Here is an 18,618-nt window from a genome sequence, read left to right as displayed (position 1 = left end):
GCCGCGTCGCTCACCGGATCAGGAACCGGCCCGGCGCTTGTTGTAGACGTCGAAGCCCACGGCCGCGAGCAGCACCAGGCCCTTGATCACCTGCTGGTAGTCGGTGCCGACGCCGACCAGCGACATGCCGTTGTTCAGCACGCCGAGCACCAGGCCGCCGATGATCGCGCCCATCACGGTGCCCACGCCGCCGCTGGCGGAGGCGCCGCCGATGAAGGCGGCGGCGATCGCCTCCAGCTCGAAGTTGATGCCGGCCTGCGGGGTGCCGGCGTTGAGCCGTGCGGCGAAGACCAGCCCGGCCAGTGCGGCGAGGACGCCCATGTTGGTGAAGGCGAGGAAGACGACCCGCTTGCTCTTCACGCCGGACAGCTTGGCCGCCGCCTCGTTGCCGCCGATGGCGTAGGTGTGCCGGCCGATGATCGAGTTGCGCATCAGGTAGCCGAAGCCGACCAGCAGGGCGCCGAGGATCAGCAGGACGATCGGCACGCCGTGGTAGCTGGCCAGCAGCAGGGTGAACACGACCACGGCCGCCGTGATCACGGCGAGCTTGGCCAGGAACAGCCCGAGCGGGAGCACCTCCAGCCCGTACGAGGCGGTCTGCCGCCGGCCGCGCAGCTCCTGGAGGACGGCCACGGCCAACACCGCGAGACCGAGCAGCAGGGTGAGGTTGTGGTAGTTGGTGTGCGGGCCCACCTCGGGGAGGAAGCCGCTGCTGATGCTCTGGAAGCCCTTGGGGAACGGCGCCACCGACTGGCCCTGCAGCAGGATCTGGGTGCCGCCGCGGAAGAGCAGCATGCCCGCCAGGGTGACGATGAAGGACGGGATCCCGAGGTAGGCGATCCAGAAGCCCTGCCAGGCGCCGGCGAGGGCGCCGATCACCAGCGCGATCAGCATCGCCACGGGCCACGGCAGGTGGTGTTCGACCATCATCACCGCGGCGGCGGCCCCGACGAAGGCGGCCAGGGAGCCGACCGACAGGTCGATGTGCCCGGCGATGATGACGATCATCATCCCGATCGCCAGGATGAGGATGTAGCCGTTCTGCTGGATCAGGTTGGTGATGTTGAGCGGCTGGAGCAGGATGCCGTCGGTCCAGATCTGGAACAGCAGCACGATCAGCGCCAGGGCGACCAGCATGCCGTACTGGCGCACGTTGCCGCGCAGTGCGCGGGCCAGGGCGGCGCCGACGGACTGGCTCGGGTCGGGCTCGGGCCCGTTCTGGGCGGAGTCCGGGATGATCTCGGTCTGGGCCATGCCTCACACCTGCTCGTTGCTGGATGCGGCGCTCATGGTCATGAGCCGCATGAGGGATTCCTGGGTGGCGTCGGCGCGGGCGACCTCGCCGGTGATCCGGCCTTCGGCCATGGTGTAGATCCGGTCGCACAGGCCGAGGAGTTCGGGGAGTTCGGACGAGATGACGAGTACGGCCTTGCCCTGGGCGGCCAGTTCGGCGATGACGGTGTAGATCTCCGCCTTGGCGCCGATGTCGATGCCGCGGGTCGGCTCGTCGAGGATCAGCACCTCGGGCCCGGCGAAGATCCACTTGCTGAGGACGACCTTCTGCTGGTTGCCGCCGCTGAGCGTGCCGGTCCGGGTGAACACCGTCGGGGCCTTGATGTTCATGGTCCGCCGGAACGATTCGGCGACCTTGGTCTCCTCGTGCCGGTCGACCCGGCCGTACCGGGCGACCTTGCCGAGCGCGCTCAGCGAGATGTTCCGGCTGATGTCGTCGATCAGGTTGAGGCCGAAGTGCTTGCGGTCCTCGGTGACGTAGGCGATCCCGTGGCCGATGGCCTCCGGCACCGTCCGGGTGCGGATCTCCCGGCCGTGCAGCAGCACCCGGCCACCGGCCCAGCGCCCGTAGGAGCGGCCGAAGACGCTCATCGCGAGCTCGGTGCGGCCGGCGCCCATCAGGCCGGCGACGCCGACGATCTCGCCGCGCCGCACGTTCAGCGAGGCGCCGTCCACCACGGTGCGCTGCTGGTCGATCGGGTGCCGAACGGTCCAGCCGTCGATCTCGAAGGCGACCTCGCCGATGTCGGGGGTGCGCTCGGGGTAGCGGTGCTCCAGGTCCCGGCCGACCATGCCGCGGATGATCCGGTCCTCGGAGATGCCCTCCGGGCCGATCGCGATGGTCTCGATGGTCTGCCCGTCGCGCAGGATGGTGACGGCGTCGGCGACCCGGGCGATCTCGTTCAGCTTGTGCGAGATGATGATGCAGGAGATGCCCTGCGCCTTGAGCTCCAGGATCAGGTCGAGGAGCTTGCGGCTGTCCTCGTCGTTCAGCGCGGCGGTCGGCTCGTCGAGGATGAGCAGCTTGACCTTCTTGGCCAACGCCTTGGCGATCTCGACCAGTTGCTGCTTGCCCACGCCGAGGTCGGCGATCCGGGTGTGCGGGCTCTCCGCCAGGCCGACCTGGCGGAGCAGTTCGCCGGCGTGGGTGAGGGTCCGGTGCCAGCTGATGATGCCCCGGGTGGCGTGCTCGTTGCCCAGGAAGACGTTCTCGGCGATGGACAGGTACGGCACCAGGGCGAGTTCCTGGTGGATGATGACGATGCCGCGCTGCTCGCTGGCCCGGATGTCCTTGAACTGGCAGGGCTCGCCCTCGAAGAGGATCTCGCCCTCGTAACTGCCGTGCGGGTAGACCCCGCTGAGCACCTTCATCAGGGTGGACTTGCCGGCGCCGTTCTCGCCGCAGATGGCGTGCACCTCGCCGGCCGCCACGGTCAGGTTGACCTCGGAGAGTGCCTTGACGCCGGGGAACGACTTGCTGATCGACCGCATTTCGAGAACGGGTCCAGCCATGGGTGTGCGTCCGTATCGTTCGGGGCGGTGCGGCCCGTAGGGCGCCCGGGGGAGTCCGGGCGCCGCACCGCCGGTTCGGCGCGGGGCCCGTCGAGCGGGCCCCGCGGGGCTACTTGAGCTGGTCAGCGGTGTACTGGCCGCTGTCGACCAGGACCTTCTGGTAGTTGTCCTTGTCGACGCTCACCGGCTGGAGCAGCTGGGCCGGAACGACCTTCGCGCCGTTGTTGTACTGGGTGGTGTCGTTGACCTCGGGCTTCCCGCCGGTCAGCAGCGCGTCGCCCATCTGGACGGCGACCTTGGCGAGCTGGCGGGTGTCCTTGTAGACGGTCTGGGTCTGCTCGCCCGCGATGATCGACTTCACCGAGGCCAGCTCGGCGTCCTGGCCGGTGACGACGGGCAGGGACTTGGCGCTGCCGTAGCCCACGCCCTTGAGCGAGGAGATGATGCCGATCGAGATGCCGTCGTACGGCGAGAGCACGGCGTCGACGTGGGCCGAGGTGTAGGCCTTGCTGAGCAGGTTGTCCATCCGGGACTGGGCGAGGCCGCCGTCCCAGCGCAGCGTGGCGACCTGGTTGAAGTCGGTCTGGCCGCTCTGCACGACCAGCTTCTTCTGGTCGATGTACGGCTTGAGGACGCTCATCGCGCCGTTGAAGAAGAAGGTCGCGTTGTTGTCGTCCGGCGAGCCGGCGAACAGCTCGATGTTGAACGGCCCCTTGCCGTCCTTGAGTCCGAGCTTGTCGGCGATGTACCCGCCCTGGAGGACACCGACCTTGTAGTTGTCGAAGGTCGCGTAGTAGTCGACGTTCTGGGTGCCCCGGATCAGCCGGTCGTAGGAGATGACCGGAATGTGCGCGTCGGCGGCCTTCTGCAGCACGTTGGTGAGGGAGGAGCCGTCGATGGCGGCGATCACCAGCAGCTTGGCGCCCTTGGTGATCATGTTCTCCACCTGGGAGACCTGGTTCTCCACGACGTTGTCGCCGTACTGGAGGTCGGTCTTGTAGCCCTTGGCCTGGAACTCCTTGACCATGTTGTTGCCGTCGTCGATCCAGCGGGCCGACGACTTGGTCGGCATCGCGATGCCGATGAGCCCTCCCTTGGCGTCGCCCTTGGCCGCCCCGTCGCCGACTCCGTTGGCGCTCTGCCCGCAGGCCGCCAACGAGAGCGTCAGGCCCGCTGCGACGAGGCCCGCTGAAAGCTTCCGCACAGTTCCTCCATGGTGATGTTCCGCGACCGGGACAGCGCGCCCCTGACTGGGCGGCTGGGAGTGGTCGAGCGGGCCGGGGCCGGAGCGGTCCCTCGCGCGGTGGACGTTGGGGTGGCAGTAGCTCTGGCCTGGCGTGAAATGAAGTGTTAACGCTCACAACAGCGTCGTCAAGGGGCCTTGGGTCACCGTTCGGTCGCGGTGTCCCGGGGTCGGGTCCGTCCGGATACGAACGGTTGGACGAGGGTGGATCGAAGGGGCGACAAACAGGCCGTCAATGTCGATCCGGCGTCTGTCCGGAGGGCTTCCTCGTGCGGGGCGAGGACGTCGGTGGGCGTCCGCGCGGGCACGACGCCGAGGCGGCCGCCTCTCGCCGGCGGACGGGGAGCGGGCGCCGTGCGGTCCGGGGTCAGCTGGTGGCGAGGGCCGGGCCGTAGGCGTCGAGGATCGGGCTGACGGGCTGGAAGTAGGGGCGAGAACAGTCTGTTAACGCTAACAGAACATTGCCGGCTAGCTTGGCATGGCCTGGTAAAACAGCAGGTCAGAGGCGGTTTGTGGGCGTGGCGACCTGGTTGACGCGATCACGGTCCGCTCGTACGCTCCGGGGCACCGGATCCCGACGCCGTACTCCGAACGGAGCACACCGATGTCCAAGTCCCGCCTCCGCCATCCCCTCCTCCGCTCCGTCCTCGTGGGCGCGCTCGGCGCGGCTGCCGCGCTGGGCGGCCTGGTCGGCGCGCCCACCGCGCAGGCCGCGCAGGCCGACGCCGGGGGCGGGTCGTTCTCCGTGCTGACGTACAACGTCGCCGGGCTCCCGCAGCCGGTGAACAGCGCCCCCACCGAGCGGCAGAGCAGCACCACCGCCATCGGCCAGCGGCTGGGGCCGTACGACGTCGTGCACGTCCAGGAGGACTTCAACTACCACGCTGCGCTGTACGCCGCCGACGCACACCCGTACCGCACGGCGACCAGCGGCGGGGCGGGCATCGGCAGCGGCCTCAACACCCTGTCCGGACTCGCCTACGACGCCGACGACTTCGAGCGCGTCAAGTGGAACGACTGCCAGCTGGACTCCGGTGACTGCCTCACCCCCAAGGGCTTCACCTTCATGCGGACCCGGATGGCCGAGGGCGTGTACGTGGACTTCTACAACCTCCACGCGAACGCGGGCACGAACCCCGGCGACGAGACCGCGCGTGCCGCCAACCTGGCGCAGCTCACCGGCTACATCAGGACCCACTCGGCCGGGAACGCCGTGGTCGTGATGGGCGACACCAACACGCGCTACACCCGCGCCGACGACACCATCGGCGCCTTCGCCGCCGACAACGGGCTGACCGACGCGTGGGTGCAGCTCGAGCGCGGCGGCGTGGCGCCGGCCCGCGGCGCCGACCCGCTGCTGTGCGACCAGAACGCGCCCACCGACACCTGCGAGATCGTCGACAAGGTCCTGTACCGCAGCAGCCCGCTCGTCTCACTCACCGCCACCTCGTACGCCAACAAGCACGCCGACTTCCTCGACGGCTCCGGCAGGATGCTCAGCGACCACGACCCGGTCGCGGTCGGCTTCACCTGGAGCCGGAACCAGGCCTACCTGGCGAGCGAGCAGTTCGGCGGCCCGCACGGCGACTTCTACGACGACATCGACCGCGTCGCCCCCGGCGCCCGGGCCACCACCGTCAGCCTGCGCTCCGGCGCCCGGGTCGACCAGGTCGGCCTGACCCTCGCCGACGGCACCACCCTCACGCACGGGGGCTCCGGCGGCACCGCCTCCTCCCTCACCCTGGGCAGCGACGAGTACCTGAGCGCGGCCACGCTCTGCCAGGGCTCGCGCGACGGGCACACCCGCATCTTTTACGCCTCCTTCACCACCAACCTGGGCCGCTCCCTGGCCGGCGGCACCACCACCGGCGACTGCGTGACCCGCACCGCGCCCGCCGGCTGGCAGATCGCCGGGTTCCAGGGACGCGCCGGGGACGAGGTCGACAAGCTCGGCTTCCTGCTCACCCGCCGCTGACCGCCCCGAACCTCCCCGGCCCGGGCCGCCGACCGGGCCGGGGACCCTCCGTTCCCGAACACCGCTCCCGAACACCGCTCCTGAACGCGGCTCCTGAACGCGGCTCCCGAACGCCGCTCCCGAACACCGCTTCCGAACCACCGCTCCCGCCCGCCGGGCCCACCACCGCAGGAAGAACCCCATGAACGATCAGCGCACCCTGGACCGCCGCCGCTTCCTGCGCACCTCGGCGGGCACCTCGGCCGCCCTCCTCACCGGGCCCGCGGCCCTGAGCCTGCTGGGCGCACCGCAGCGGGCCGCCGCCGCCCCGGCCGGCCCCGCCCAGGGCGCCGCCTTCGTGGACTCCTACCCGACCAACACGATGGCCGACCTCACCCCGGAGGGGAACGCCGCCGTGCGCATCCTCACCGGGATGAACCGGATCTGGCACACCGGCACGTCCTGGAACGACGGCTCGCCGCTGCTCGCCGACGTCCTGCGCGCCAACGTGGACTACTGCGTGGAGGTCACCACCGAGCGCACCGAGGCCCAGGCCCGCGAGGCGTTCATCTACGACCGCCAGCACCAGAGTTACGCCGTCATCGCCGGCCTCGGCCCGCTCGCCGACCTGTACCGGACCGGCGCGCGCGCCGTCACCTCGATCACCACCGCGCCCGACACCACCCCGCCCGCCAAGGTCGACGACGCCGTCCCCGCCGACGCGCCCGCCGGCTCCGCGCTGGGCCCCGGGGCCGTCGACTCGGAACTGGGGCAGGTGGTCGCCCTCGTCAACACGCTCCGCGGACCGTACGCCTCCGGCAACCCCGCCAAGTACGCCTACCGGTACCCGCGCCCCTGGCGCCTGAACGAGGACAGCGCGGTGGTCGACACCGGCGCCACCGACGCCCTCGGCTTCCCGGTCTACGACTCGGACGTCGTCGTCGCCCCCCAACTGCTGCGCCAGCGCGGCACCTCCCCGGCCGACGACGGCGGCTTCGTGAGCGGTCACACCAACGCCTTCCACCTGGCCGCACTGGCGCTCGCGTACGCGGTGCCCGAGCGCTTCCAGGAGCTGGTCACCCGGGCCTTCGAGCTCAGCCACACCCGGATCACCGCCGGCATGCACTCCCCGCTCGACGTCATCGGGGGCCGCACGCTCGCCACCGCGCTCGCCGCCGCCACCCTCGCCGACCCGCGCAACGCCGCCCTCAAGGCCGCCGCCCGCAGCCAGGCCGCCGCGTACTTCCGGGCGAAGACCGGCACCACCGCCGACACCCTGTACGCCTACGCCCACCGGGCCGCCCCGGCCGAGGACCCGTACGCCGACCGCGAGGTCAACGCCGAACTGGTCACCCCGCGGCTGACGTACGTCCTGCGCCGCAGCGGCCACAGCGTCCCGATGAGCGTGCCCAAGGGCGCCGAAGTCCTGCTGGAGACCCGCCTGCCCTATCTCGACGCCGCCCAGCGCCGCGAGGTGCTGCGCACCACCGCCCTGCCCTCCGGCTACGTCCTGCTGGACGGCCCGGAGATGTGGGGCCGGCTCGACCTGTTCGCCGCGGCCGACGGGTACGGCGCGTTCGAGCAGGACGTGACCGTGGACCTGAACGCCGCCGAGGGCGGGTTCTGCGCGGCCGACTCCTGGCGCAACGACATCGGCGGACCCGGCGGCCTCACCAAGCGCGGCACCGGCACGCTGACCCTGACCGGCACCAACCGCTACACCGGCACCACCGTGGTGACGGCAGGAGTCCTCGCGGCCGGCTCCCGGGACGCCCTCGGCCGCGGCGGCGTCCAGGTCCGCGGCGGCACCCTGCGGGTGGACGCCGAACGGGGGCCCCTCCGGCTGCACGGCGACTATCTGCAGTCGGCCGGCGCACGCCTGGAGTTGACGCTCCACCACTGCCACGCCCCGGCGCTGACGGTCGCGGGCCGGGTGACGATAGGTCAGGGCGCGGAACTTCTCCTGCGGCCGGCGGAGGACCTCGAACTGGACGGGGACGTGGTGCTGCCGGTGCTCAACGCGCGTACCCTGCAAGGCGGGTTCGCCCGCGTCACCGTCGACACGGACGGGTACCGGGCGACGCCGCTGTACACCCGTGACGGCCTCGCGGTGCGCCTGACCCGCTGCTGAACTCACCTCCGTACCCCCGGAATCCGAGGCGGGAGCCCATGGCCGTGGCCGCGACCAGGTCGAGCCGGACGAGCGGGCCGGCGCGGTCACGGTGAGCGCAGCCCTGTTGCCGTAGTGGCGATGGGAAGCGTGTGCGGATGGCGGGTTTGTGCGGTTCCGTACGGACGGGGCGCGTCAGAAGTCTTGACGGGACACCGTCGGTGCGGGCACTGTCGCCGCTCGAGGAACTCTCCATCTCCGGCCCGGGCGGGAGGACTCTGTCCCGGGGCGGATTGTTAGCGCTAACATTCCCTTTGAGCCGCGCTCGACGACGAGCAGGGAGACAGCATGAGTGACACCACCAGGACCACCCGTGGACGGGGCGCGCTGCGCCGCCTCGGCAGGGCCGGGGCGGCTCTCGCCGTCCTCGTCGGCGCGCTGGCCGGCGCCACCGCGACGAGCGGTGCGGCCCAGGCCGCCACGCAGGGGCCGTGCGACATCTACCGCGCCGGCGGCACACCGTGCGTGGCCGCGCACAGCACCACGCGCGCGCTCTACGGCGGCTACGCCGGGCCGCTGTACCAGGTCCGGCGCGCCTCGGACCAGGCGCTGCGCGACATCGGCGTGCTGAGCACCGGCGGCTACGCCGACGCCGCCGCCCAGGACGCCTTCTGCGCGCACACGACGTGCGTGATCACCGTCATCTACGACCAGAGCGAGCGGCACAACCACCTCACCCAGGCGCCCGGCGGCGGGGCCGCGCCCGGCCCGGACAACCTCGCGGACGCCACGCTGGCGCCCACCACGCTCAACGGCCACCGCGCCTACGGTGTGTACGTCGCCCCGGGCACCGGCTACCGCAACAACCACACCTCCGGAGTCGCCACCGGCGACCAGCCCGAGGGGATGTACGCGATCCTCGACGGCACCCACTACAACGGCGGCTGCTGCTTCGACTACGGCAACGCCGAGACCAGCAGCAACGACACCGGAAACGGCCACATGGAGGCCATCTACTTCGGCAACATCAAGGTCTGGGGCTACGGCTCCGGGCCGGGCCCCTGGGTGATGGCCGACCTGGAGAACGGCCTGTTCTCCGGCGCCGACACGCGCTACAACGCCAACGACCCGACGGTGAACCACCGTTACCTCACGGCCATGGTCAAGGGAGCCCCGAACCAGTGGGCGATCCGCGCCGGCGACGCCCAGTCCGGCGGCCTGTCGACCTTCTACTCCGGTCCGCGCCCGAACGCGGCGGGCTACGACCCGATGCACAAGGAGGGCGCGATCATCCTCGGCATCGGCGGCGACAACAGCAAGAGCGCCCGGGGCACCTTCTACGAGGGCGTGATGACCGCCGGCTACCCGTCGGAGGCCACCGAGAACGCCGTCCAGGCAAACATCGTCGCGGCCGGCTACGCCAATTCCCCGGCTGCCGCCTCGGGGGCACTGCGCGGCGCCGGTTCGGGTAAGTGCCTGGACGTTCCCGGCGCCTCCGGCACCCCCGGGCTCCAGACGCAGATCAACGGCTGCTCCGGCGGGGCGAACCAGACGTGGACCCGCACCGCCGACGGCAGGCTCACCGTGGACGTCTCCGGCACCACGCTGTGCCTGGACGCGTACGGCGGCGCGACGGCCGACGGCACCAAGGTGGTGACCTGGCCCTGCAACGGCGGTGCCAACCAGCAGTGGCAGTTCAACGCCGACGGCAGCGTCACCGGCGTCCAGTCCGGCCGCTGCCTGGACGTCGCCGGGGCCGGCACGGCCGACGCCACGCCCGTCCAGCTGTGGAGCTGCTGGGGCGGCGACAACCAGAGGTGGGCGCTCGGGTAGCTCGGGTAGCACCCGCCCCCGACCGAACCCGGCCCCGGCTCCGCGCACCAGCGGGGCCGGGGCCGGCCGTCGTCCCTGTGCCGCGCCGGTGCTGTCGAGTTCGCCGCGTCGCCGGCGTCGCGTTCGCCGTGCCGTCAACCGGACGTCACCCGGTGGTGTGACCGGGACGTGACGGGGGAAGGGCGTGGGGAGCAACGCGATCATGCCCGGCGCCTTCCCCGTTCGACGAGGTCACGCTTTGGCAGTCGGGGCACCTCCGGGAGCGTCAACACGCCGCAATGGCCAGATGTGGGAGGGCCGAAGCGCCTGGTAGGAAGGGATCCGCCCGTCGCGCCGAGGGTGACGAATTGGCCTGGACCTGGTCGCGTACTGTGGTCCACAATCAGGAGGAGGGGACTGCAGTGGCAACGGACAGCACCGGGACGGAACAGCGTCAGCCCGTGATGGCGGACGTGGCGAAACTGGCGGGTGTGTCCCACCAAACGGTGTCCCGGGTGCTCAACGGCGCCCCGCACGTGAAGCCCGACACCCGCGACCGGGTGCTGGCGGCCATACGGGAGCTGGACTACCGCCCCAACTCCGCGGCCCGCGCCCTGGTCACCCGCCGCTCGCAGGCGCTCGGCGTGGTCAGCTTCGACTCGACCCTCTACGGCCCGGCCTCGATGCTGGACGGGATCGAGCGGGCCGCGCGCAGCGCCGGGTACTTCGTGACCGTGACCAGTCTGCGTTCCCTGGACGGCCGTTCGGTCCAGGAGGCCGTCGACCGGCTGCGGGACCAGGGGGTGGAGGGCGTGGTGGTGATCGCGCCGCAGACCTCCTCCGTCAGCGCGGTGGCACGCCTGTCCAGTTCCGTGCCGCTGGTCGCGGTCGGCTCGGGCGACCAGGCGCGCGTGCCCATGGTCTCGGTGGGCAACCGCTACGGCGCCGGCGAGGCCACCGGGCACCTGATCGACCTCGGGCACCGCACCGTGCACCACCTGGCCGGTCCGGTCAACTGGCGGGAGAGCCAGGACCGGGAGGAGGGCTGGCGGCTCACGCTGGAGGCGGCCGGATGCCCGGTGCCGGAGGTGGAGCGCGGCGACTGGAGCGCCCGCTCGGGCTACCAGGCAGGGCTGCGGATCGCCCGGCTGCACGAGGTCACCGCCGTCTTCTGCGCCAACGACCACATGGCCCTCGGCCTGCTGCGGGCCCTCCACGAGGCCGGCCGGGCCGTCCCGGACGAGATCAGCGTGATCGGCTTCGACGACATTCCGGAGGCCGCGTACTTCACCCCGCCGCTGACCACGGTGCGGCAGGACTTCGGCGAACTCGGCAGACGGGCGCTGGAACTGCTCGTCGCCGAGCTGGAGGGCGGCGCGCGCTCCGCACCGACCCAGCTGGAGATCAGCCCGGAGCTGGTGCTGCGGCGCAGCGCGGGACCGGCCGTGCGCCGTTGAGCCGACCCGGCGCCCGGTCCCCGAGCGCCGGGTCCGCAGACTGACCGATGCCGTCCGTCGCCTCCCTTGACATGCTGTTTGTTAGCGCTAACAATCTCTGTGAGCGTTAACAGAAACGCTCCCTTCCACTCCGCCGGCCGGGCCACCGCATCCCGCTTCCGTGAGCCCGGCCGACGGTTCCGCGTTCCGCCGCCTCATGAGGGAAAGGCGGCGGAATGAAGCCTGTCGCCGGTGCGGTCCGCCCTGCCCCGGCCGAGGACCGCACCGGCGACAGACGACGACGCAGACCCCTCCCACGAAGGATGAGCACGTGACCGTGACCCCTCCCGCCCAGGACCCCGACCGGTACGTCGTCGGCGTCGACTTCGGCACCCTCTCCGGCCGCGCAGTGGTGGTCCGCGTCAGGGACGGCGAGGAGGTGGGCACCGCCGTCCACGACTACCCCCACGCCGTGATCGAGAGCGACCTGCCCGGCACCGGCCGACCGCTCCCGCCCGACTGGGCGCTCCAGCACCCGGAGGACTGGCGCGAGGTGCTGCGCACCGCCGTCCCGGCCGCGGTCGCCGCCGCCGGTGTCGACCCCGCGCACGTCATCGGCATCGCCACCGACTTCACCGCCTGCACCGTCCTGCCGGTGCTCGCCGACGGCACCCCGCTGGCCGAGACCTCCGCCTGGTCCGGCCACCCGCACGCCTGGCCCAAGCTCTGGAAGCACCACGCCGCGCAGCCCCAGGCGGACCGGATCAACGAACTGGCCCACGCCCGCGGCGAGAAGTGGATCTCCCGCTACGGCGGGAAGATCTCCGCCGAGTGGCAGTACGCCAAGGCCCTGCAGGTCCTGGAGGAGGACCCGGCCGTCTACGCCGCCTGCGAGCGCTGGATCGAGGCCGCCGACTGGATCGTCTGGCAGCTCACCGGTGCCGAGAGCCGCAACACCTGCACCGCCGGCTACAAGGGCATTCACCAGGACGGGAGTTACCCGAGCGAGGACTACCTCGCCGCGCTCCACCCGCAGTTCGCCGACTTCGCCCGCACCCGCCTGGAGCACCCGCTCTCCCCGCTGGGCTCCAGGGTGGGCGCGCTCACCCCGCAGGCGGCGCAGTGGACCGGCCTGCCCGAGGGGATCGCCGTCGCGGCCGGCAACGTCGACGCCCATGTGGCCGCACCGGCCGCCCGCGCCGTCGACAACGGCCAACTCCTCGCCATCATGGGCACCTCCACCTGCCACGTCGTCAACGGCGCCACCCTCGCCGACGTCCCCGGCATCTGCGGCGTCGTCGAGAACGGCATCGTCACCGGCTCCTACGGCTACGAGGCCGGCCAGAGCGCCGTCGGCGACATCTTCGCCTGGTGGCTGCGCCAGGGCGTGCCCGCCGACTACCTGGCCGAGGCCGAGGCCAACGGCGAGGACCTCCACCAGCTGCTGACCCGCAAGGCCGCCGCCCAACCCGTCGGCGCCCACGGCCTGGTGGCGCTCGACTGGATGAACGGCAACCGCTCCACCCTGGTCGACCACCACCTGTCCGGCGTGATCGCGGGCCTCACCCTGGCCACCCGCCCCGAGGAGGTCTACCGGGCCCTGCTGGAGGCCACCGCCTTCGGCACCCGCGTCATCGTCGAGGCGCTGGAGCAGGGCGGCGTCCCCGTCACCGAGTTCATCGTCACCGGCGGCCTCAAGAAGAACGACCTGCTGATGCGGATCTACGCCGACGTGCTGCGCCGCCCGGTCTCGGTCGCCGAGTCCGAGCAGGGGCCGGCGCTCGGCTCCGCGATCCACGCGGCCGTCGCCGCCGGAGCCTACCCGGACGTGCGCACCGCGGCCGCCGCCATGGGCCGGGTGCGGCAGGGCGCCTACCTGCCCGACCCGGCCGCAGCCGACACCTACGACCTGCTCTTCGCCGAGTACCGCGCGCTGCACGACCACTTCGGCCGCGGCGCCGACAAGCTCCTGCACCGCCTGCGCGACATCCGCAACACCGCCCTCACCACACCGAGCGAGGCCCTGTGAACGCGACCATCGACCGCATCCGCCGCCAGGTCAGCGACCTCCACCAGGAACTGGTCCGCTACAACCTGGTCGTCTGGACGGCCGGCAACGTCTCCGCCCGTGTCCCCGGCGAGGACCTGCTCGTCATCAAGCCGAGCGGCGTCTCCTACGACGAGCTGACGCCCGGGAACATGATCGTCTGCGACCTGGACGGCAAGGTCGTCGAGGGCGAGCACGCGCCCTCCTCCGACACCGCCGCGCACGCCTACGTCTACCGCCACCTGCCCGAGGTCGGCGGCGTGGTCCACACCCACTCCACCTACGCCTGCGCCTGGGCGGCCCGCGCCGAGGCCGTCCCCTGCGTCCTCACCGCGATGGCCGACGAGTTCGGCGCCGAGATCCCCGTCGGCCCGTTCGCCCTGATCGGCGACGACTCGATCGGCCGGGGCATCGTGGACACCCTCAGGGGCCACCGCTCGCCCGCCGTCCTGATGCAGAACCACGGCGTCTTCACCATCGGCAAGGACGCCAAGGCCGCCGTGAAGGCCGCCGTGATGTGCGAGGACGTGGCCCGCACCGTCCACCTCTCCCGCCAGCTCGGCGAGCCCCTGCCCATCGCCCAGGCGGACATCGACAGCCTCAACCACCGCTACCAGAACGTCTACGGCCAGCCCCAGGGCCGGTAAGAAGGAGCCACCCCCGTGAAGAAGCCGCTGAACGGACGCCAGGTCTGGTTCCTGACCGGCAGCCAGGGCCTCTACGGCGAGCAGACGCTGCGCCAGGTCGCCGAGCAGTCCCGGCAGATCGCCGCGGCCCTGGACGGCGCCCCGGCGATGCCCGTCGAGGTGGTCTGGAAGCCCGTCCTCACCGATGCGGACGCCATCCGCCGCATCTGCCTGGAGGCGAACTCCGCGGACGAGTGCATCGGCCTGATCGCCTGGATGCACACCTTCTCCCCGGCGAAGATGTGGATCGCCGGACTCGACGCCCTGCAGAAGCCGCTGCTCCACCTCCACACCCAGGCCAACGTCGAACTGCCCTGGGACTCCATCGACATGGACTTCATGAACCTGAACCAGGCCGCCCACGGCGACCGCGAGTTCGGCTACATCCAGTCCCGCCTGGGCGTCCCCCGCAAGACCGTCGCCGGGCACGTCAGCGACCCGACCGTGGCCGCCCGGGTCGGAGCCTGGGCCCGCGCCGCCGCCGGCCGCGCCGAACTGCGCAGCCTCAAGCTCGCCCGCTTCGGCGACAACATGCGCGACGTCGCCGTCACCGAGGGGGACAAGGTCGAGGCCCAGCGCCGCTTCGGCGTCTCCGTCAACACCTACGGCGTCAACGACCTGGTCGCCGCGGTGGACGCGGCCGAGGACGCCGACGTCACCGCGCTGGCCAAGGAGTACGAGGACAGCTACCGCCTCGCCCCCGAACTGCGGGCCGGCGGGGAGCGCCACGACTCGCTGCGCTACGCGGCGCGCATCGAGCTCGGCCTGCGCGGCTTCCTGGAGCAGGGCGGCTTCAAGGCCTTCACCACCAACTTCGAGGACCTCGGCGGACTGCGCCAGCTGCCCGGCCTCGCCGTCCAGCGGCTGATGGCCGACGGCTACGGCTTCGGCGGCGAGGGCGACTGGAAGACCGCCGCCCTGCTGCGCACCCTCAAGGCGGCCTCCAGCGGCCTGCCCGGCGGGACCTCCTTCATGGAGGACTACACCTACCACCTGGAGTCCGGCTCCGAGCTGATCCTCGGCGCGCACATGCTGGAGGTCTGCCCGAGCATCGCGGCCGGGACCCCCTCCTGCGAGATCCACCCGCTGTCCATCGGCGGCCGGGAGGACCCGGTCCGCCTGGTCTTCGACGCCGAGCCCGGCCCGGCCGTGGTGGTCGGCCTCGCCGACCTCGGCGACCGGTTCCGGCTGGTCGCCAACGAGGTGGACGTGGTCGAGCCGCCGGCGCCGCTGCCGCACCTGCCGGTCGCCCGCGCGGTGTGGAAGCCGCGTCCGGACCTCCACACCTCCACCGAGGCCTGGCTGACGGCCGGCGGGCCGCACCACACCGTGCTCACCCGGGCGCTCGGCGCCGAGGAGCTCGACGACCTCGCCGAGATGCTGGGGGTGGAACTCCTGCTGATCGACGAGGACACGTCCCTGCGCCGGTTCACCAAGGAACTGCGCTGGAACCAGGCGTACCACCGCCTGGCCCAGGGGCTGTGAGGCCCGTGTCCCGAACCGACGACGCCCGCCGACCCGGCGGGCGTCGCCCGTTCACGCCGAGACCCCGCACGGAACGGAGCGGCCGCGTGCCGAGAGAAGCGCTCACATCGACGGGCGCGGTGACCGTCTCCCAGAACGTCACCGCGACGCTGCCGGACGGACGGCCCGTCACCAGCTGGACGCTGGCCGCGCCCCGGGGCTGGAGCGCCGAGGTGCTCGGTCTCGGCGCCCGCCTCCAGGCCCTGTACGCGCCGGACCGCGACGGGGTGCCGGCGAACGTCGTCCTCGGCTGCGACGGCGTCGAGGACCTGCTCGGGGAGGCGGTGTACCTCGGGGCGACCGTCGGCCGCTACGCGAACCGGATCGCGGGCGGGGAGTTCCCGCTCGGCGGTACCACGCACCGCCCGGCGGCCCCGCCCGGCGGCCACGCCCTGCACGGCGGAACGGACGGTTTCGCCTCCCGGCTGTGGGACGGCGTCGCGGTCCGGGAGGGCCGGCGGGCCGGGGTGCGGTTGCGGCTGCACAGCCCCGACGGCGACCAGGGCTTCCCGGGAGCGCTCACGGTCGAGGTCACGTACCTGCTCGACCCGGCGGGTGAGCTGTGGATCGGCTACCGCGCGACCACCGACGCCCCGACGGTCGTCAACCTCACCAACCACGCGTACTTCAACCTGGCCGGCGAGGGCAACGGCACGGTGCTGGACCACCTGCTGCGGGTGGAGGCCGGCGGGTACCTTCCGGTGGACCCGGGACTGATACCGGTCGGACCGGTGGCGCCGGTCGACGGCACGCCCTTCGACCTGCGCGAGGCCCGGCGGATCGGGAACCGCTTCGCCGAGGGGAACCGGCAGATCCTCCGGGCCGGCACGGGCTTCGACCACAACTGGGTCCTGGACGGCAACGGGTTCCGGCAGGTCGCCACCCTGAGCCACCCGGCCAGCGGGCGGCGCCTGGACTGCCTGACGACGGAACCGGGCATCCAGGTCTACACCGGCAACCACTTCGACGGCACCCTGATCGGCCGCTCCGGGCGCCCGTACGGCGCGTACGCGGGCGTCGCGCTGGAGACCCAGCACTTCCCGGACTCGCCGAACCGGCCCGAGTACCCCTCCACCGTCCTGCGCCCGGGGGAGGAGTTCCGCTCGATGACCGTGTACCGCTTCTCGGCCGAGTAGGGGTCACCCGGCCGAGGGGAAGGGGGCGGTGGGGCCGGGTGGGCCCCACCGCCCCCGTGTGGTTTCGACGCTCGCGCGTCCGGGCCTCCGGCCACTCCGGTAGGAAAGTCGGTGCAGCCGTCTTGACGGGCCGGGGCGCGCGGGTATTGACTCCGCTCACACCCAGGATCGGATCCGCCTCCCGGCGGGGCTCGCTTCGGCCTTGAATTGTTAGCGTTAACAATCCTCCGAGGACGAGCGGTGGTCCGACGGGCAGTGTGGTGGCCCACCCGGGATCGCCGCCTCTTGGGTTCCGCCGGGCGACGGTGGGGATTGCTCGCCGGTCGAGCGTAACTCCTGGCGCCCGCCGTCGGGTTGCACACGTGTTAACGACTGCCGAACCGGGTGACGGTTCCCTCCCTCCCAGACAGGAGATCTTGATGCGCAGACGACGTTCCGACCGCAGGCCTCTGACGGTGGTGTTCGCCGCGATGGCCGCGGCCGTGGTGGCGTTGGCGGCGATGCTCGTCGCAGCCCCGGCGCAGGCGGCCACCAGCGGCGCCCTGCGCGGTGCGGGATCCGGCCGGTGTCTCGATGTGCCGGGCGCCAGTCAGAGCGATGGAACGTTCCTGCAGATCTGGGACTGCTCGGGCGGGACCAATCAGCAGTGGACGCTGACCTCCGCCAGCCAGCTGACCGTGTACGGCAACAAGTGCCTGGACGTCCCGGGCCACGCCACCGCGGCCGGTACCCGGGTGGAGATCTGGTCCTGCACCGGCGCGGCGAACCAGCAGTGGCGGGTGAACGCCGACGGCAGCATCGTCGGCACCGAGTCCGGGCTGTGCCTGGACGTGTCGGGCGCCGGTACGGCCAACGGCACGGCGGTACAGCTCTGGAACTGCAGCGGAACGAGCAACCAGCAGTGGAGCGGCCTGTCCGGGACGGGCGGCACCACGTGCGCCCTTCCGTCGACGTACCGGTGGACCTCCACCGGTCCGCTGGCGGACCCGGTGAACGGCGGGGCCGCGCTGAAGGACTTCACCGACGTGGTCTACAACGGCAAGCACCTGGTCTACGCGACCTACTCCGACGGCACGTCGTGGAAGTCGATGGGATTCGCCCCCTTCACGAACTGGTCCGACATGGCCTCGGCCACCCAGACCGTCATGCCCTCGTCCGCGGTGGCGCCCCAGCTGTTCTACTTCGCGCCCAAGAACACCTGGGTGCTGGCCTCGCTGGGGTGGGGCACCGCCTGGCCCTTCACCTACCGCACGTCCAGCGACCCGACCAACCCCAACGGCTGGTCCGCTCCGCAGGCGCTGTTCACCGGCAGCCTCCCCACCGGGGGCCCGATCGACCCGACCCTGATCGCCGACGACCAGAACATGTACCTGTTCTTCGCCGGTGACAACGGCAGCATCTACCGCGCCAGCATGCCGATCGGGAACTTCCCGGGCAACTTCGGCTCCTCGTACACCACGGTCATGAGCGACACGGTGCAGAACCTGTTCGAGGCGCCCCAGGTCTACAAGGTCCAGGGCCAGAACCAGTACCTGATGCTCGTCGAGGCCCGGGACGCGAACGAGCACCGCTACTTCCGCTCGTTCACCGCCACCAGCCTGAACGGCTCCTGGACGGCGCAGGCCGCCACCGCGAGCAACCCCTTCGCCGGCAAGGCCAACAGCGGCGCCACCTGGACCAACGACATCAGCCACGGCGACCTCGTCCGCAACAACCCCGACCAGACCATGACCGTCGACCCCTGCAACCTGCAGCTCCTCTACCAGGGCAGGAACCCCTCCTCGGACGGCGCGCCCTACATCCAACTGCCGTACCGGCCGGGCGTGCTCACCCTGCAGCGCTGACCCGCGCCGTTCCAGCCGGGA

The 18,618-nt window shown here is 71.7% G+C and carries 12 protein-coding genes; 9 read left to right on the top strand and 3 right to left on the bottom strand.

The annotated features are described in order from the left end of the window. Positions 1–18 precede the first annotated feature (18 nt). From mmsB to chvE, 3 genes are all read right to left on the bottom strand, one after another. On the bottom strand, positions 19–1,254 hold the full coding sequence (gene mmsB, locus ACIQWA_RS08680; RefSeq protein ID WP_402479984.1) for a multiple monosaccharide ABC transporter permease: 1,236 nt from the start codon (positions 1,252–1,254) through the stop codon (positions 19–21). Positions 1,255–1,257: 3 nt separating this feature from the next. Next, positions 1,258–2,805: a multiple monosaccharide ABC transporter ATP-binding protein gene (gene mmsA, locus ACIQWA_RS08675; RefSeq protein ID WP_402479981.1), complete on the bottom strand. Its 1,548-nt coding sequence runs from the start codon at positions 2,803–2,805 to the stop codon at positions 1,258–1,260. A gap of 109 nt (positions 2,806–2,914) precedes the next feature. Continuing rightward, positions 2,915–4,009 (bottom strand): multiple monosaccharide ABC transporter substrate-binding protein, encoded by a 1,095-nt coding sequence (gene chvE, locus ACIQWA_RS08670; RefSeq protein ID WP_360229200.1) that lies wholly within the window; start codon positions 4,007–4,009, stop codon positions 2,915–2,917. A 643-nt stretch (positions 4,010–4,652) separates the two neighbouring features. Between chvE and ACIQWA_RS08665 the strand changes: the two genes are divergently transcribed. From ACIQWA_RS08665 to ACIQWA_RS08625, 9 genes are all read left to right on the top strand, one after another. Continuing rightward, positions 4,653–6,023, top strand: a complete 1,371-nt coding sequence (locus tag ACIQWA_RS08665) for a jacalin-like lectin (RefSeq protein ID WP_402479977.1) — start codon at positions 4,653–4,655, stop codon at positions 6,021–6,023. 181 nt (positions 6,024–6,204) lie between these two features. Continuing rightward, the gene (locus ACIQWA_RS08660) at positions 6,205–8,133 is read left to right on the top strand and encodes a phosphatase PAP2 family protein (protein ID WP_402479974.1); all 1,929 of its coding nucleotides are present in this window, start codon (positions 6,205–6,207) and stop codon (positions 8,131–8,133) included. A gap of 327 nt (positions 8,134–8,460) precedes the next feature. Continuing rightward, entirely contained in the window at positions 8,461–9,945 is a 1,485-nt protein-coding gene (locus ACIQWA_RS08655) for an arabinofuranosidase catalytic domain-containing protein (protein WP_402479973.1), read from the top strand. A 443-nt stretch (positions 9,946–10,388) separates the two neighbouring features. Then, positions 10,389–11,381 carry a LacI family DNA-binding transcriptional regulator gene (locus ACIQWA_RS08650; RefSeq protein ID WP_402480859.1) on the top strand — a complete coding sequence of 331 codons (993 nt, stop codon included), beginning with the start codon at positions 10,389–10,391 and terminating at the stop codon, positions 11,379–11,381. A gap of 310 nt (positions 11,382–11,691) precedes the next feature. Next, on the top strand, positions 11,692–13,389 hold the full coding sequence (locus tag ACIQWA_RS08645; protein ID WP_402479970.1) for a ribulokinase: 1,698 nt from the start codon (positions 11,692–11,694) through the stop codon (positions 13,387–13,389). After that, positions 13,386–14,054, top strand: coding sequence for an L-ribulose-5-phosphate 4-epimerase (locus ACIQWA_RS08640; protein ID WP_402479969.1), 669 nt, complete (start codon positions 13,386–13,388; stop codon positions 14,052–14,054). Before ACIQWA_RS08645 ends, ACIQWA_RS08640 begins: the two co-directional genes overlap by 4 nt. Positions 14,055–14,069: 15 nt before the next feature. Further along, complete coding sequence (araA, locus tag ACIQWA_RS08635) at positions 14,070–15,578, top strand: L-arabinose isomerase (protein ID WP_402479967.1); 1,509 nt, start codon at positions 14,070–14,072, stop codon at positions 15,576–15,578. A 119-nt stretch (positions 15,579–15,697) separates the two neighbouring features. Then, positions 15,698–16,753 (top strand): aldose epimerase family protein, encoded by a 1,056-nt coding sequence (locus ACIQWA_RS08630; protein ID WP_402479965.1) that lies wholly within the window; start codon positions 15,698–15,700, stop codon positions 16,751–16,753. Between the two features lie 419 nt (positions 16,754–17,172). After that, positions 17,173–18,597, top strand: a complete 1,425-nt coding sequence (locus ACIQWA_RS08625; RefSeq protein WP_402479962.1) for a non-reducing end alpha-L-arabinofuranosidase family hydrolase — start codon at positions 17,173–17,175, stop codon at positions 18,595–18,597. Positions 18,598–18,618 lie beyond the last annotated feature (21 nt).

It is taken from the genome of Kitasatospora sp. NPDC098652, assembly GCF_044760155.1.
Classification (GTDB): domain Bacteria; phylum Actinomycetota; class Actinomycetes; order Streptomycetales; family Streptomycetaceae; genus Kitasatospora.
Note: the sequence above shows the minus strand (reverse complement) of the source record. Positions and strands in the feature narration are given on the sequence as shown.

Bases quoted from the DNA above. Each gene is read 5' to 3' on its own strand.
- ACIQWA_RS08665 (WP_402479977.1), top strand. From the start codon at position 4,653: ATGTCCAAGTCCCGCCTCCGCCATCCCCTCCTCCGCTCCGTCCTCGTG.
- ACIQWA_RS08660 (WP_402479974.1), top strand. From the start codon at position 6,205: ATGAACGATCAGCGCACCCTGGACCGCCGCCGCTTCCTGCGCACCTCG.
- ACIQWA_RS08655 (WP_402479973.1), top strand. From the start codon at position 8,461: ATGAGTGACACCACCAGGACCACCCGTGGACGGGGCGCGCTGCGCCGC.
- ACIQWA_RS08650 (WP_402480859.1), top strand. From the start codon at position 10,389: ATGGCGGACGTGGCGAAACTGGCGGGTGTGTCCCACCAAACGGTGTCC.
- mmsB (WP_402479984.1), bottom strand. From the start codon at position 1,254: ATGGCCCAGACCGAGATCATCCCGGACTCCGCCCAGAACGGGCCCGAG.
- mmsA (WP_402479981.1), bottom strand. From the start codon at position 2,805: ATGGCTGGACCCGTTCTCGAAATGCGGTCGATCAGCAAGTCGTTCCCC.
- ACIQWA_RS08625 (WP_402479962.1), top strand. From the start codon at position 17,173: ATGCGCAGACGACGTTCCGACCGCAGGCCTCTGACGGTGGTGTTCGCC.